The 15,014-nt window shown below is 61.4% G+C and carries 16 protein-coding genes and 1 pseudogene; 10 read left to right on the top strand and 7 right to left on the bottom strand.

Annotated features, from left to right (window positions below):
- Positions 1-33: 33 nt before the first annotated feature.
- Both D3879_RS20675 and upp read right to left on the bottom strand, forming a co-directional pair.
- The gene (locus D3879_RS20675; RefSeq protein ID WP_119956108.1) at positions 34-1,308 is read right to left on the bottom strand and encodes a uracil-xanthine permease family protein; all 1,275 of its coding nucleotides are present in this window, start codon (positions 1,306-1,308) and stop codon (positions 34-36) included.
- Positions 1,309-1,310: 2 nt separating this feature from the next.
- A complete protein-coding gene (gene upp, locus D3879_RS20670; RefSeq protein ID WP_119956107.1) occupies positions 1,311-1,949 on the bottom strand; it encodes a uracil phosphoribosyltransferase in 639 nt (212 codons plus the stop codon).
- A 162-nt stretch (positions 1,950-2,111) separates the two neighbouring features.
- Here upp and D3879_RS20665 point away from each other — a divergent pair, with 162 nt between their 5' ends.
- A complete protein-coding gene (locus D3879_RS20665; protein ID WP_119956106.1) occupies positions 2,112-2,669 on the top strand; it encodes a hypoxanthine-guanine phosphoribosyltransferase in 558 nt (185 codons plus the stop codon).
- Positions 2,670-2,672: 3 nt separating this feature from the next.
- Positions 2,673-3,149 carry a WbuC family cupin fold metalloprotein gene (locus tag D3879_RS20660; RefSeq protein ID WP_119956105.1) on the top strand — a complete coding sequence of 159 codons (477 nt, stop codon included), beginning with the start codon at positions 2,673-2,675 and terminating at the stop codon, positions 3,147-3,149.
- Positions 3,150-3,242: 93 nt separating this feature from the next.
- Here the strand turns inward: D3879_RS20660 and dauA are convergent.
- A pseudogene (dauA, locus tag D3879_RS20655) lies at positions 3,243-4,998 on the bottom strand (C4-dicarboxylic acid transporter DauA).
- 125 nt (positions 4,999-5,123) lie between these two features.
- Here dauA and D3879_RS20650 point away from each other — a divergent pair.
- The 3 genes from D3879_RS20650 (at position 5,124) to D3879_RS20640 (ending at position 6,516) form a co-directional block, all read left to right on the top strand.
- Positions 5,124-5,612, top strand: a complete 489-nt coding sequence (locus tag D3879_RS20650) for a hypothetical protein (RefSeq protein WP_119956104.1) — start codon at positions 5,124-5,126, stop codon at positions 5,610-5,612.
- Positions 5,613-5,685: 73 nt separating this feature from the next.
- Complete coding sequence (locus tag D3879_RS20645; RefSeq protein ID WP_119956103.1) at positions 5,686-5,973, top strand: PA4642 family protein; 288 nt, start codon at positions 5,686-5,688, stop codon at positions 5,971-5,973.
- A 114-nt stretch (positions 5,974-6,087) separates the two neighbouring features.
- The gene (locus D3879_RS20640) at positions 6,088-6,516 is read left to right on the top strand and encodes a VOC family protein (protein ID WP_119956102.1); all 429 of its coding nucleotides are present in this window, start codon (positions 6,088-6,090) and stop codon (positions 6,514-6,516) included.
- An 88-nt stretch (positions 6,517-6,604) separates the two neighbouring features.
- Here the strand turns inward: D3879_RS20640 and mqo are convergent, their stop codons facing one another.
- Positions 6,605-8,191: a malate dehydrogenase (quinone) gene (mqo, locus tag D3879_RS20635; protein ID WP_420800946.1), complete on the bottom strand. Its 1,587-nt coding sequence runs from the start codon at positions 8,189-8,191 to the stop codon at positions 6,605-6,607.
- Positions 8,192-8,764: 573 nt separating this feature from the next.
- On the opposite strand from mqo, the gene D3879_RS20630 reads away from it, so the two are divergent.
- Entirely contained in the window at positions 8,765-9,349 is a 585-nt protein-coding gene (locus D3879_RS20630; RefSeq protein ID WP_119956100.1) for a YajG family lipoprotein, read from the top strand.
- 69 nt (positions 9,350-9,418) lie between these two features.
- On the opposite strand, the gene D3879_RS20625 is transcribed toward D3879_RS20630, so the two are convergent.
- A complete protein-coding gene (locus D3879_RS20625; protein ID WP_119956099.1) occupies positions 9,419-9,625 on the bottom strand; it encodes a hypothetical protein in 207 nt (68 codons plus the stop codon).
- Between the two features lie 260 nt (positions 9,626-9,885).
- Here D3879_RS20625 and D3879_RS20620 point away from each other — a divergent pair, with 260 nt between their 5' ends.
- Complete coding sequence (locus tag D3879_RS20620) at positions 9,886-10,173, top strand: hypothetical protein (RefSeq protein ID WP_119956098.1); 288 nt, start codon at positions 9,886-9,888, stop codon at positions 10,171-10,173.
- Positions 10,174-10,243: 70 nt separating this feature from the next.
- On the opposite strand, the gene D3879_RS20615 is transcribed toward D3879_RS20620, so the two are convergent.
- Positions 10,244-11,410 carry a 1-acyl-sn-glycerol-3-phosphate acyltransferase gene (locus D3879_RS20615; RefSeq protein WP_119956097.1) on the bottom strand — a complete coding sequence of 389 codons (1,167 nt, stop codon included), beginning with the start codon at positions 11,408-11,410 and terminating at the stop codon, positions 10,244-10,246.
- 101 nt (positions 11,411-11,511) lie between these two features.
- On the opposite strand from D3879_RS20615, the gene D3879_RS20610 reads away from it, so the two are divergent.
- From D3879_RS20610 to D3879_RS20600, 3 genes are read left to right on the top strand one after another with little or no spacing between them, the layout of a single operon-like run.
- Positions 11,512-11,694 (top strand): CPXCG motif-containing cysteine-rich protein, encoded by a 183-nt coding sequence (locus D3879_RS20610; RefSeq protein ID WP_119956372.1) that lies wholly within the window; start codon positions 11,512-11,514, stop codon positions 11,692-11,694.
- Positions 11,694-11,954, top strand: a complete 261-nt coding sequence (locus D3879_RS20605) for a putative signal transducing protein (RefSeq protein ID WP_119956096.1) — start codon at positions 11,694-11,696, stop codon at positions 11,952-11,954. Before D3879_RS20610 ends, D3879_RS20605 begins: the two co-directional genes overlap by 1 nt.
- Positions 11,955-11,985: 31 nt before the next feature.
- On the top strand, positions 11,986-12,603 hold the full coding sequence (locus D3879_RS20600; protein ID WP_119956095.1) for an SOS response-associated peptidase: 618 nt from the start codon (positions 11,986-11,988) through the stop codon (positions 12,601-12,603).
- A gap of 246 nt (positions 12,604-12,849) precedes the next feature.
- On the opposite strand, the gene D3879_RS20595 is transcribed toward D3879_RS20600, so the two are convergent.
- On the bottom strand, positions 12,850-14,991 hold the full coding sequence (locus D3879_RS20595) for a methyl-accepting chemotaxis protein (RefSeq protein WP_119956094.1): 2,142 nt from the start codon (positions 14,989-14,991) through the stop codon (positions 12,850-12,852).
- Positions 14,992-15,014: the final 23 nt, after the last annotated feature.

The raw sequence follows: 15,014 nt of genomic DNA, 5'->3' as shown, positions 1-15,014 counted from the left end.
TCTGAATTGCGGGGCTTTTTAATGCTTGGAAGATCAGAGCTTGTGCTCGTCGAGAGCCTTGTTCTTCCAGCTGTCATTGCCCGGCAACAGCAGGTTGAGGCCGATGGCGACGATGGCGCAGAGGGCGATGCCTTTCAGGCCGAAGTCGTCCGGCCCGGTGCCGGTGCCGATCAATACACCGCCAATGCCGAACACCAGCGTCACGGAGACGATCACCAGATTGCGCGCTTCGGCCAGGTCGACCTTATGGCGGATCAGGGTGTTCATCCCGACTGCGGCGATGGAGCCGAACAGCAGGCAGAGAATGCCGCCCATCACCGGCACCGGGATGCTTTGCAGCAGCGCACCGAACTTGCCGATAAAGGCCAGGGTGATAGCGAAGATCGCCGCCCAGGTCATGATTTTCGGGTTGTAGTTCTTGGTCAGCATCACTGCGCCGGTCACCTCGGCGTAGGTGGTGTTCGGTGGACCGCCGAACAGGCCGGCGACCGAGGTGGCGATACCGTCGCCGAGCAGGGTGCGGTGCAGGCCGGGTTTTTTCAGGTAATCACGGCCGGTCACGCTGCCGACCGCGATCACCCCGCCGATGTGTTCGATGGCCGGCGCCAGAGCGACCGGCACGATAAATAGAATCGCCTGCCAGTTGAACGCCGGCGCGGTGAACTTCGGCAGCTCCAGCCAGGGCGCCGCGATGATGGCGACGCTATCGACCACGCCGAAGAAGAACGACAGCGCGAAACCGACCAGTACGCCGGAGATGATCGGCACCAGGCGGAAGATGCCACGGCCGAACACCGCGACGATCAGCGTGGTCAGCAACGCCGGCATCGAGATCAGCATGGCGGTGCGGTAAGGGATCAGCTCGGTGCCGTCACCACTTTTACCCATCGCCATATTGGCGGCGATCGGCGCCATGGCCAGGCCGATGGAGATGATCACTGGGCCGATGACGACCGGTGGCAGCAGGCGGTCGATAAAGCCGGTGCCTTTGATCTTCACCGCGAGGCCGAGGAAGGTATAGACGAAGCCCGCCGCGACGATGCCGCCCATGGTCTCGGCCAGGCCGAACTGGCCCTTGGCGAGAATGATCGGGGTGATGAAGGCGAAGCTGGAGGCTAGGAAGACCGGCACCTGCCGCCCGGTGACGACTTGGAACAGGATTGTCCCAAGGCCCGCCGTGAACAGTGCGACATTCGGGTCGAGGCCGATGATCAGCGGCATCAAGACCAGCGCGCCGAAGGCGACGAAGAGCATCTGCGCACCCGACAGGACCTGCCGCCAGAGCGGGTCGTGGAATTCATCCTGCATGCTTACGCGTCCTTTTGCTTGGTGCCGAAAATCTTGTCGCCGGCATCGCCCAGACCGGGAATGATGTAGCCGTGTTCGTTCAGACGCTGGTCGATGGAGGCGGTGAAGATCATCACATCCGGGTGGGCGTCTTCGACCGCCTTGATGCCCTCGGGTGCGGCGACCAGCACCATCGCGCGGATCTCCTTGCAGCCGGCCTTCTTCAGCAGGTTGATGGTGGCAACCATCGAGCCGCCGGTGGCCAGCATCGGGTCGACGATCAGCGCCAGGCGCTCGTCGATCTCGGGAACCAGTTTTTCCAGATAGGTGTGCGCTTCCAGGGTTTCTTCATTGCGCGCGACGCCCACGGCGCTGACCTTGGCACCGGGAATCAGGCTGAGCACGCCATCCAGCATGCCGATGCCGGCGCGCAGGATCGGTACCACGGTGATCTTCTTGCCGGCGATCTTTTCCACCTGCACGCTGCCGCACCACCCTTCGATGGCATAGCTTTCCAGGGGCAGGTCTTGCGTGGCCTCGTAGGTGAGCAGGGCGCCCACTTCCTGAGCCAGTTCGCGGAAATTCTTCGTGCTGATATCGGCGCGGCGCATCAGGCCGAGTTTGTGGCGGATCAGCGGGTGGCGGATTTCACGGATGGGCATGGGGGATAGGCTCCGGCGGCGGGCAAAAAACCGGTTTAGAATAATCCATCCCGCCTGGCTGCGGTTATCGATGCTTGGCATTCGTCCATAAAGGCTTGCTCAGATCGGGACGGATGCGTACCTTTGCCGGCTTTTCTTCGAACCTCCCTACTTGGAGCGCACATGTCCGTCGATCTCGCGCACATTCGTCAAGTCATGGCGCAAGCCGACTGCCTGTACAACGAAACTGAAGTAGAAGCCGCGATCGATAGCGTGGCCGTGTCGATCAACGCTGAACTGGCTGAGCGCAATCCGGTGGTGTTCTGCGTGATGAACGGAGGCCTGATCTTCTCCGGCAAACTGTTGCCGAAGCTGAATTTCCCGCTGGAACTGTCCTACCTGCACGCGACTCGTTATCACAATGAAACCCGCGGCGGCGATCTGTTCTGGAAGGCCAAGCCGGAAGTCTCCTTTATCGACCGCGATGTACTGATCATCGACGACATTCTCGATGAAGGGCACACCCTCGGCGCGATCGTCGATTTTTGCCGCCACGCCGGTGCCTCCAGCGTGCATATTGCCGTGCTGATCGACAAAACCCACGACCGCAAAGCGCGCCCGGACCTGAAAGCCAACTATGTCGGTCTGCCTTGTGTCGACCGTTACATCTTCGGTTACGGCATGGACTACAAGGGCTACTGGCGCAATGCCCCAGGCATCTATGCAGTAAAAGGCCTGTAAAGCATGACTGAGCCACGCTTTATCGACCGGGAGCTGTTCACCGAACTGGCGGAGAAAGCCGCGGCCAACCCCCGTGGCCGTCAGCACCATAACTTCCATCAGATGGAAGAACCCTGCCATCGCATGGCGATCGGCTTGCAGTCACACACCTATATTCCGCCGCATCGCCATCTCTCGGCCGATAAAGCCGAAGCCTTGCTGGTGCTCAAGGGGCGTCTGGGGCTGTTGATCTTCAGCGACAGCGGCGAGGTGCTGGCCAAGCGTGTGCTGGAGGCGGGGGGCGACTGCGTGGGCGTGGACCTGCCGCCCGGGGTGTTCCATGCCTTGGTGGTGCTCGAGGACGACAGCCTGCTGTTTGAATGCAAGGCCGGCCCGTATAAGGCGGTTGGCGCCGGGGAGCAGGCAGAATGGGCACCACGCGAGGGCGAGGTCGGGGTTGCCGACTACCAGGCCTGGATGCGTGCGCAGTTCGACGATTAAGTCAGTTTCCTGTGGCACTGCCGATGCCCTTATCGGTGGGCCACTGCTGACCTGTAGGCGCGGGCTCTGTTCGCGAATGATTGTGTGCCGAGCTTAAACCTGATCGCGAGCAGGGCGCGCTCCGTCAGATGACCCTTCTGCCAACCAACGCAGCGCTTTCTCCCGCGCCTGCTGCAGATCCTGCACATACGCCAACTGCCCCTGGACGCGGTGTATCCCCGCGCGGCGTAATTTCAAGCGCACCCGCGGCGAAGTGCCGACCAGCACCAGGCCGATACCTTGGTGGCGATAATCACGCAGCACATTGTCCAGCGCGGCCAGGGCGGTCATGTCCAGCATCGGCACCGCGCTCATTTCGACGATCACCACCCGCACCCCAGGGGTAAAGCGGCGCAGCACGTTTAGCGCTTTTTCAGCGGCGCCGAAGAACAACGGGCCACGAATGGCGTAGGCCAAGATGTGCTCTGGCAGATCGTGCAGTGCTTGATGGAAATGCTTGGGCAAGGGCTCGGTGTCGGTCAGATCGCTCATGCGCTTGATGAATAGCCCGGCCGCGAGCAGCAGACCGACACCCACCGCCAGCACCATGTCGAACAAGACGGTGAGAATCACGCAGGTCAGCAGCACCAGCACGTCGCTGCGCGGGGCAATGCGCAGGACATGCAAGACATGTCTGGGCTCACTCATGTTCCACGCGACGATCAGCAGCAATGCGGCCAGCGCCGCCATCGGCAGGTAGCTGAATAAGGGCGCTAGCAGCAGGATGGCGACAAGTACCACGCTGGCATGAATGATCGCTGCCAGTGGAGAGAAGGCCCCGGCGCGTACATTGGCGGCGCTGCGGGCGATCGCGGCGGTGGCGGTGATCCCGCCAAACAGCGGCGCGACTAGATTGCCCAGGCCCTGGCCGATCAGCTCGGCATTCGGGTCGTGCTTGCTACCGGTCATGCCGTCAGCGACCACCGCGCAGAGCAGTGATTCGATGGCGCCGAGCATGGCGATGGCAAACGCCGGGGCGAGTAGTTGGCGGATCAGCTCGAACGACAGTGGCAACGGCGCGCCATCCGCCCCGGGCAGTTGCCAGGGCCAGGCCAAACTCGGCAGAAACGGTGGGATACCAGGATGCCGGATGCCGTCCAGCAGGTAGCTGAAGCGTTCGCCGAGCGTCGCTACCTGCACGCCAAAACGCTCCAGCGCCACCCCCAGCAAGGCACCGGCGGCCAAGGCCACGAGATGCCCGGGTACCTTGGGCACCCAGCGCGGCCAGAGGATCAGCACCACCAAGCAGGCTAGCGCGACCAGGGTATCGCCGAACTGGATACTGGGTAGCGCCCGCACCAGTAGACCGAGTTGCTCCACATAGTTCTGCGGTTGGCTGCTCAGGCTGAGGCCAAATAGATCCTTCAGCTGCAAGGTGGCGATGACGATGCCGATGCCGGCGGTAAAACCCAGCGTCACGGGGTAGGGGATGTACTGAATCACTCGGCCGGCCCGCACCAAGCCCATGGCAACCATGATCAGCCCGGCCAGTAGCGTGCAGAGGAGCAAGCCGCCAAGCCCGAACTGTTGCGTGATCGGTAGCAGGATCACCACGAAGGCAGCTGTCGGTCCGGAGACATTGAAGCGCGAGCCGCCGGTGAGCGCGATCAAGGGCGCGGCGATCAGCACCGTATACAGCCCGTGCTGCGGCGCCACGCCGACGGCAATCGCCAGGGCCATGGGCCAGCGGGATGGCGATGATTCCGACCGTTACCCCGGCGCTGAGGTCGCCGCGTAGGGCCTTCCATGAGTAACCGGCGCGCCGGGCCTGACGCCAGGCAGCGAACAGCGGGGGTAAGGAAAATGCCATATGGGCTCCGCGGGAATTGCCAGGAGTATAGGGGCGCAGGCTCTTGACGGGGCTGACCTAAGTCGTCTGTCGGAGCTGTAAAGTCGCATGCTAGAGTGGCTCGCTGATTTTTCCCGGAGTTACCGATGCTTGTCCGTATCCGTTGCATTGCGTGGTTGCTGTTGGCCTGCAGCCTGCCACTGTCTGCCACCGCCGCGCCACCGTTGCACGCTCAGTTCCTGCCACCGGATGATCTCGCCTTGCGTCAGGAGCAGCCCGAGCAACAACAGCTGATTCAAATCACCGAATACGCCGTGGTGGTCGGCAGCCAGCGGGAGTCCAGCCAGCAGCCGATTCCGATTACCTCACCGGTGTTGCTGCGTTTGAAAGGCAAGCCCCTCAGTCAGGGGGCGAATGTCAGCCAGGTGCTGATTCACTTCGAGGCTGAGGGCAAAAGCCTGAAAAAGCCCAGTTACGACGCGAAAACCCGCGTGCTCAGCCTGAACTACCCATTGGCACAGTACAGCGTGTTGCTCGATTTGTTGCGCACCGGCACGGTGTATTGCCAGTTCCTCAGCTATTCGAATGGGCACGTCTGGGCCGACCTGCATACCGGCGCGCAGCGCGCGCGTTGAGCGCCAGGGCATGGCAGGGGTAAACTGCCGGCCCGGCGATGTCTGGTCCCCACTACGTCAAGAGAAGTGAACGATGCGTAAAGACAAGAAGCAGGTGATTGGCGAAGAGATTGGTGATGAGCCGATCAAGCTGTTCCTCGACGTGGAGCCGGGCGACGACACGCCTGCGTCCCTGCACAAGCTGGTCAAGGCGTACCGCGGCCTGCGTATCGACGATTTCGAACGTTTTATTGGTTTCTTCGTGGCGGCCGGCTACGACCTGAATGCCAAGAATGCGCAGGGCCAGGACTTTATCGCGCTGATTCAGGATCAGCGCCAGGCTGAGCCCTACATCGAGGCGATCAAAGCCGCCCGCGGCTGATCGATCTGGCGCAAAAAGCCCGCTCGTCAAACAGCGGGCTTTTTTGTCTTCGCGGTGTGCTGCGCTTTTCTACACTGAGCCTTCCAGCAACAGCCATTTGCTTCGGAGGCAAGCATGCGAATCGAACCCTATCTGTTCTTCAACGGCCGGTGTGATGAGGCCTTGCAGTTCTATACCCAGGCGCTGGGCGCGAAAGTCACTTTACTCTTGCGCTACAAGGATGCGCCGGAGCAAGGGGGCGGGCCACAGGTGGACCCGGACAAAGTGATGCACGCCAATCTGCAGATTGGCGGCAGCCAGGTGATGGCGTCGGACGGAATGTGCTCAGGCGTCCAGGCGTTCAACGGTTTCAATCTGTCGATCAGCACCAATAGCCTGGAGCAGGCCGAGCAGGCTTTTGCTGCCCTGGCTGAGGGCGGCCAGGTCAGCATGCCGTTGCAGAAAACCTTTTGGGCATCGGCTTTCGGCATGCTCACCGATCGCTTCGGCGTGGGCTGGATGGTTAATTGCGAGGCGGCCGACCCAGGCACTTCGTTGCCCTAACCGCAGGCGCAAAAAAACCGCCCCGAGGGGCGGTTTCTATTTAGCTAGAGAGCCTAGCTGGAGAGGCTGGCTAGAGTGCTGAGCGAGCTCAGAGGCTAGCCTCTGGAACGCTGCTCTTCACCGTCAGTTCCAGGTGCTCATCACTGCGCGCGCTGACTTCACGGTACAGCGCGGCATCGGCTTCCAGCACCTTCTCCCGGGCCGGGAACATTTTCTTCAGCTTGCCCGCCCATTCCGCAGAGCGCACCTGCTCAGGAAAGCAGCGTTCGATCAGTTCCAGCATGATCGACACCGTCACCGAGGCACCTGGCGAGGCGCCGAGCAGGGCGGCGATGCTGCCGTCCTCGGCGGCGACCAGTTCGGTGCCGAACTGCAGGATCCCACCCTTTTTCGGGTCTTTCTTGATGATCTGTACGCGTTGCCCGGCGACTTCCAGGCGCCAGTCGGCAGCGTTGGCCTGCGGATAGAAGCGCCGTAGCGCGTCCAGGCGTTGCTCGTTGGACTGCATCACTTCGCCGACCAGATAACGGGTCAGGTCGAAATTGTCACGAGCCACTGCCAGCATCGGGCCGATATTGCTTGGGCGAATCGACAGCGGCAGATCGAGGAAAGAGCCGTGCTTGAGGAATTTGGTGCTGAAACCGGCATACGGCCCGAACAGCAGGGACTTCTTGCCATCCACCACACGGGTATCCAGATGCGGTACCGACATCGGCGGCGAGCCAACCGCAGCCTGGCTGTAAACCTTGGCCTCATGTTGTTTGACGACTTCTGGATCATCGCAACGCAGCCACTGGCCACTGACCGGGAAGCCACCAAAGCCTTTGCCTTCTGGAATGCCGGACATCTGCAGCAGCGGCAGGGCACCGCCGCCTGCGCCGAGGAAGACGAAGCGCGAATTCACTTCACGCAGGTTGCCGCTCTGAGTGTCCTTGATGCTGACGCGCCAACCACTGTCGGTGCGCTGCAGGCCAGTGACTTTCTTGTTGTATTTGACCTGGCAGTCCGACTTGTTGGCCAGATACCTGAGCAGTTGCGTGGTCAGGGCGCCAAAGTTGACGTCGGTTCCAGCGAGAACGCGGGTGGCCGCAACCGGCTCATCGGCTGGGCGGCCGGGCATCATCAACGGCATCCACTCGGCCATTGTGGTCTTGTCTTCCGTGTACTCCATGTCGGCGAAGGCATGGTGCTTGATCATCGCCGCGAAACGCGTCTTGAGGAAGGCGATGCCCTCGTCGCCTTGCACGAAGCTCAGATGCGGTATCGGGTTGATGAAGGTTTTCGGCGAGCCGAAGGTGCCTTGCTCGATCAGATAGGTCCAGAACTGCTTCGACACCTCGAACTGGGTGTTGATGCTGACTGCCTTCTTGATGTCGATGGAGCCGTCCGCGGCTTCCGGCGTGTAGTTCAGCTCGCACAGCCCGGCATGCCCGGTACCGGCGTTGTTCCAAGGGTTGGAGCTCTCGATAGCCCCCGAATCTTGCAACTCAACGACTTCCAGCTTGATGCTGGGGTCGAGCTCTTTCAACAGCACGGCCAGTGTCGCACTCATGATGCCGGCTCCAACCAGCACCACATCGACAGCCTCGTAATCGTTTTGCGCCATTTGCTCGCCACACTCTTGTGAAGTAGTGAAAACCGTTTTTTCACGCTCTTTTGGAGTCGTGAACCTCAAAAGCTCATGTGCCACCGGCGCGCTGCTAATACCTGATGGGCAATACGCTGCAGAGTTGCCAGACGTTTTGCGTGACAGGCGGAGCCGGAAAAGGCAACACGAAGGGGGCGACTCTCTGGGGCGGTGCGGGCTGATGCTGAGCACATCAGAGTAACTGCGAGGCCCGATCAGGAGACGTCCTTATAATCGGGGCGCGATTATAACGGCGAAATCGGCAAAGTCGCTTTTTTAACGTGACTTTTCTTCTTCCGTCGGTCAGGCCGCCAACGGCTAGCGACGGGCTGAGTGCGTGACGACTGGTGAGCTCCGGGCTTGGCTTGCAGGGATTTATGCGGCCGCGGCAGCGTGGCGGTGGTCGTGGTGAGGAGGGCCTCAGCATCCGCCAGTAGCCTAGCGCGGTAGCGCTGCCGAGCATTCTTCTGAGCCTCGGCCCGAGCAGGCCGGCCAGGAACCGCCGAGACCGCGCCGTGTCAGAGCTTGCAGCCCTGTTAGCGCGTGACGGCGCTGGTTATACTGCCGGCCACTTTAAGCGGCCCAATCGGGCGTTCCACCCCCCCCTCTGGAGAGATGAGCATGCTGCATCGCCTGTTGCTTGGTCTGATCGCTGTTACCAGCCTGACTCTGGTCGGCTGTGCCCACAGCCCACAACAACTCAGCCCGCAACCGAAACTGATCGCGCCGCTGACGGCGGTTGGCCAAGGTCAGCCGGTCGTGGTGCGCGTGGTCGATGGTCGGCCGTCGCCGACGTTGGGTACCCGCGGTGGTTTGTATCCGGAAACTAGCGCAATCAGCGTCGCTGCCGCGGATATCGTGCCCAAGCTGCAAGCACAGGCCGAAGCGGCAGTGCGGTTGCTCGGTTTCACCCCGTCGGCGAACGCCTATAACGCGCCACAGTTGACCATTACCCTGGCTGAGCTGAAGTACCAGTCACCGAAAGAAGGCCTGTACGTAACTGAGGCAACCATCAGCGCGACCTTCCGCGCCGATGTGCAGAACGCCACACGCCGCTACAGCGGTCGCTATGGCTCTTCGCTGGATCAGCGTTTCGGCATGGCGCCGAACCAGCAGACCAACACCAAGCTGGTGAGTGATGTGCTCAGCGATGCGCTGACGCGCACCTTCAAAGATCCGACGATTGGCCAAATGCTCGCGCAGTAAGCCTCTTGCGGTAATGAAAAAGCCCGGTCTAGACCGGGCTTTTTGTTGTGTGCAACGTTTGTCGCTTGCTCAGGCCGCTTCGCTATACAGCTGCGGCAGGCTCAGGCCTGTGTGTTGGTCAATCTCTGGTAGGTCGTAATGTTCGTGGCCGCCGAGGGCGCAATAGACCAACCAGTGGCGATCCTGCACGTTGAAGGCGAGGCCGTCGATCAGCGCTTCCTGCTCGTCGCTGGGGCTGATGTGGTAGAGCTGATCCTGATTCTGGGCATGCAGCATGCTGGGCTCCTGATGAGGTGTGGGTGTGTCAGATTGGCCTAGTCGTTTGACGATATCGTGACGCTAAGCATCGAATTCGACGTCTTGCTCGCCTGTGCCCCAGCGCGACGGTGAGGCGCTCGGGTATTCGTCGGAAACGCCGCGCAGGATTCGATGGCTTAGGTAGAATCCGCCGCCGTAGCGAACCCATGTCGGGGTTGCTCGGGTTTTTCTAGGGCATTGCGCTATTCGCCACGTGCCACCTGACGCAGAGGTAATCGATGTCGCTGCAGGCGTTGTTATCCCTAGGGCTTGCCCATCCAGCCCAATTGATAAACGGTTTGGCGCTGTTCTTTGCCGTTGCCGGCAGTTGGCTGTTGATAGCTACCCGCTTGCGTGAGCGGCGGGCCGTGGCGCAGCTGGCGGCGGACAGCGAGCTGGACGAGCGGGGTGAAGAAGCATCGTTGCTGGATGAACCGACCCTGCGCCTGAATCGGTTTTTCAACGGTTTCGGCTTCGCTTGTCTGGCGGCTGCGTTGTGGGTGTCCTGGTTCAGTACTCGGTTCTAAGTCGGTCGATGACAGAAACAAAAACGGCGGCACCCTGTCACAGGGGCCGCCGTTTTTGTTGGCTGAAGGCTTAGAGCGGCAGGCCGGCCTTGATGCGGTATTGATTGCGCACGGGATTGGCATACTGCAGGACCAGATAAGGCCGTTGCTCAACCGGGCAGGCGTCCAGGCGTTTCTGCCATTCGGCCTGGGCGGCGGCCAGCTCGGCGGCCGGGAACAGCTCTGCGGCGCTCGGCACGCTCAAGGCCGGGTCACGTTCGGTCCATAGCGCATAGGCCAGGTAATGCACCGGGAACAGCCGATAACCGCCGAGAATCTGGCGATCCATCTCCATGGCAAGCTGCTTGGTGTCTTCGAACGCTGCTTTGATCGGCGCGCCGAAATTCACATGGACACGGCCTTTGTAGCCGGTGATGCCGAGGGCGATGCTCTGGTCGTCCTCGCCGGCAACTTTCTCGTAGCTGCCTGCCGTCGCGCGGATATACAGCTCGCGGGCCTTGGCCTGGTCGCAGGGGTCGTATTCGTAGCTGATCGACACGGGGGTCAGGTTCAGTTCCTGAATGACCGCGGCGAAGGGCTCGCTCTTGCGGCTCATGTGGAACATTTTCAGGATCGCCGAATCGGTGCGGTCATCGCCGTCCTTGGCGCGGCCTTCAGCCTGGGCAATCCAGATCGACTCGCAATCGTGGCGGATCGAGTGGTTGATATATGCCGAGAGCAGTTGATAGGCCGCCAGCTTCTCACGCCGCCCGCTCAATGAACGGTGCACGATAAAGCTTTTGTTCAGACGCATCAGATCGCTGACGAAAGGTTTTTGCAGCAGGTTGTCGCCGATTGCGATGCGCGGCGTGGGCAGGCCGGCGTGGTATACCGCGTAATTGACGAAGGCCGGGTCCATGACGATGTCGCGATGGTTGGCGAGAAACAGATAGGCGCTACCACTCTTGAGTTGCTCGACACCGGAATAGGTGACGCCGTCGGTGGCGTGCTCGATGGTGCGGTCGACGTAGTGCGCGACCTTGTCCTGCAGCGCCGCGACAGAAGCGACTCCGGCGAACTCTTGGCGCAGGCGATGAGCTATAAGAGGTTTAAGCAGCCAGCCGAAGTGGCGGGCCAAACGCGGGAAGCGAAAGTGCGTGAGGATCTCGAGAAAAGCCTTATCCGCCAATAGGCGCGCCAGAACGGCAGGGACTTCAGCGTCGGCGTACGGTCGGATGGCATCGAATTCGCCCATCATGCTCTCTTGTTATGGAAACGGCTGCGGTTGGGAAATACCTCCTACAGGAGGGGTCTGCAATAGACCGGCGATTATACCTACAAGTCACAGCGGAGGCCGCGATGCTTGAGACTCAGGACTATCAGTGCCCATATTGCGGTGAGCCGGCAGAGGCGATGCTGGATCTGTCGGGCGGCGATCAGGAGTACATCGAGGACTGCCCGGTGTGTTGTCGGCCGATTATTTTCGATTTGCGTACCGATGGGGTCGACTGGACCCTGGATGTGCGCACGGAGAACGACTGATGCAGCGCATTTACGAGCCGCTGGATCTGCTGGAGGCTGAAATGCTGCTGGGCATGCTGGCCAGTGAGGGAGTGGCGGCCCATCTCACCGGCGGCCATCTGCTGGGGGCCGTGGGTGAGCTGCCGGTCAGCGGCTTGCTCGGGCTGCTGGTGGAAAATGACCAGGCCGAGCACGCACGTGGTTTGATCGCCGCGTACAATGCCGCGCAGCCGCTGCCGGGCGATGAGCCGGACAGCTTCTCCGGCATTCTGCTCTGCTGAGCCCCTCTTATTTGATGAGTCTTGCCGCCTGATGTGTGGACGTTATGCCCTGTTCCGCTGGACGCCTGCGTTAGCGGCCACCCCTGGTTTTCCCGCGGATCAGCGTGCCGCCTGGAATATTGCGCCGAACACTTCGGTGTTGCTGCTGCGCAATGTGGCGGGCGAACGCCACGCCGCACGGGCGCGTTGGGGGCTGACTCCGCCATGGTTGACTGATCTGTCGAAGACACCCGCACAGGCACGGGCGGAAACCCTGGCCGAGCAACCGATGTTCCGTGAGGCTTTTCGCGTGCGCCGCGGTCTGCTGCCGGCCAATGGCTTTTACGAATGGCGTGGCACCACCCGTAAACGGCCCTACTGGCTCACCAGCGAGACGTCGCCGTTGTACTTCGCGGCCGTCTGGGAAGCTTATCCGGTCGATGGACACACTTATTTGAGCGTCGCTGTGGTGACTCAACCCGCCGCCAGTCAACGTCGACCGTTGATTCTCGATGCCGCGGGGCAGGAACTCTGGTTGGCGGCCGATACACCGCTGCCGGCCTTACAGGCGCTGCTGTGCCAGGCGCAGCCGGCGCTGCGCGAACGGGCGTTGGCCAACTTGGTGAATGATCCGAAGCTGGATGGGCCGGAGTGCCTGACCCCAGCGTAGGGCTCAAGCGTCGGAATACCGTATTGACCCGCCCACTGTCCCTCGCCCCGGGGCGGTGAGAGGAATGAAAGGCAGATCGTAGGCTGGGTAGAGTCCACAGGACAAAACCCAGCAGGCTGGTCTACCGGTTGAGGCGCTGGGTTTCATGAGGTGCATCCATGCACCTCACCCTGCGGGCAGCTAAAGCTGTGCAAAACGGCTTCCCTGCCGTTTGTCGCTACGCTCTACCCAGCCTACAGAGCTGGTTCAGACCTTGAACTGGTTGATCAGTCTGCGTTGCTGCTCGGCCAGTTTGGTCAGCTCGGCGCTGGCTTGGCTCGCTTCATCGGCGCCACCGGCTACTTCGCCGGCGACCTGGCCGATATTGGTGACGTTGCGGTTGATGTCCTCGGCGACCGCGCTTTGCTCCTCGGCAGCGCTGGCGATCTGGGTGTTCATGTCGTTGATCACCGACACCGCCTGGGTGATCGATTCCAGTGCCGTGGCCGCCTCGGCGGCATGCTGCACGCTGTCATCGGTCTTCGTCTGGCTGTCCTCCATGACCTTCACCACTTCCCGGGTGCCGTGTTGCAGTTGCTGGATCATGGTCTGAATTTCTTCGGTGGCCTGCTGGGTTTTCTGCGCCAGGTTGCGCACTTCATCGGCCACTACGGCAAAGCCGCGGCCTTGCTCTCCGGCCCGTGCGGCTTCGATGGCGGCGTTGAGGGCAAGCAGGTTGGTCTGCTCGGCAATACCGCGAATGGCGGTGAGGATGGCGTTGATGTTCTCGCTGTCCTTGGCCAGGGTCTGCACCACGCCAACCGCTCGACCAATCTCCGTGGCCAGCGTGGCGATGGAGTTTGCGGTGTTTTGCACGATGCGCTTGCCCTGATTGGCGGCCTGATCGGCGTGATGCGCCGCTTCCGCGGCCAGGGTGGCATTGCGTGCCACGTCCTGAGCGGTGGCGGTCATTTCATGCATGGCCGTGGCGACCAAGTCGATCTCAGTCAGTTGGGTCTGCACGCCTTGATTGGTGCGGATGGCGATGTCGGCGGTGTGCTCGGAGGAGTCGCTGACCTTCTGCACTGAGACGACGACCTGGCTGATCATCGACTGCAGCTTGCTGAGGAAGGTGTTGAAACCACTGGCGATGGAGCCTAGTTCGTCAACTCGATCGGTGCTCAGGCGGCGGGTCAGGTCGCCTTCGCCCTTGGCGATGTCGTCGAGCATGGCAACCATCTGTTTTAGCGGGCGGGCAATACCATAGCCAACGAACCAGATCACCAGCAGACCGATGCCGGCGATCAGCAAGCCAACCAGCGCCATGCCGAGAATGTCTTCATCGCGCTGGGTTTTGAGATCTTCCTGGAGTTTTTGCAGCTCGGCAAAGACGACCTGCTGGGGCAGTTGCAACAGCAGCGTCCAGCGCGTGTCGGTGTCAGAAACCCTGAAGGGCAGGAACAGTTCGATCTGACCGTGCTCCTCATCTAGCTGGTAGAGCGGCTGGTCGACTTGTAGGTTCTTCAGTGCGCTCATGTCGCGGGCACCGAGCACCGTTTCGGCCGCAGCACCAAGCTTGCTGGAGTCTTTGGTGTAGGCCGCCAGACGGCCGTTGCTGGAGATCAGCGCCAGCTCGCCGGCTCCGTCGTAGAGCTGTTTGTCCGCGTGGCTCAGGAACTCCTGGATGAATTCGAGTGACAGGTCGACACCGACGACGCCGCGAAACTGATCCTTGACCATGATCGGCGCGTTGAACGAGGACATCATCACCATCTTGCCGTTCATCTCATACGGCGCCGGATCGACGATGCAGGCTTGCTTGCGCTCTTTCGTACACAGGTAGTACTCGCCTTCGCGCACACCGGTGGGCAGCAGTTTCTCGCCTTCAATGTTCGGGCCGAGGGCTTCGACCATCAGGCTGCCGTCCGCCTTGCGATACCACCAGGGCATAAAACGGCCGCTGGCGTCGTAGCCGTTTTCCGTCTGCCCGGCGTAAAGATCGTCATTGTTGTCGAAGGCGTTCTTTTCCCAGCCAATGAAGGCGTCGAGCAACTTAGGATTTTGCACGACGGTCTGGCGTACCAGGTTCGACAGCTCTTCACGGCTGATGCTGAGCTGGGCGTTGCCGGCGGCATCGCTGGCGCCGAGCAACATGTTGGTCTGTGCCAGGCTGCGCGCCACGGTCAGCGGATACTCCAGCTCACGCTGGATCTGCCGAACTTGGGCCTGCGCCAGAGCGGTCAGGCGTTGCTGGATGACCTCTTCGAGTTGCGCCTGGGTGCGCTCCTGGACCAACTGCTGCGTGCGTGCACCGGAGTACAACGCGTAGAGCATCAGGGCGACCACCACGGCCAAGACGCTGGCGCCGGCTAGGGCGACGACCGAAAACTGGATGGACTTGAACTTCATCGGGACTCCGAACACTCGATTTA

The sequence above is a fragment of the Pseudomonas cavernicola genome, from assembly GCF_003596405.1.
Taxonomy (GTDB): Bacteria; Pseudomonadota; Gammaproteobacteria; order Pseudomonadales; family Pseudomonadaceae; genus Aquipseudomonas; species Aquipseudomonas cavernicola.
Note: the sequence above shows the minus strand (reverse complement) of the source record. Positions and strands in the feature narration are given on the sequence as shown.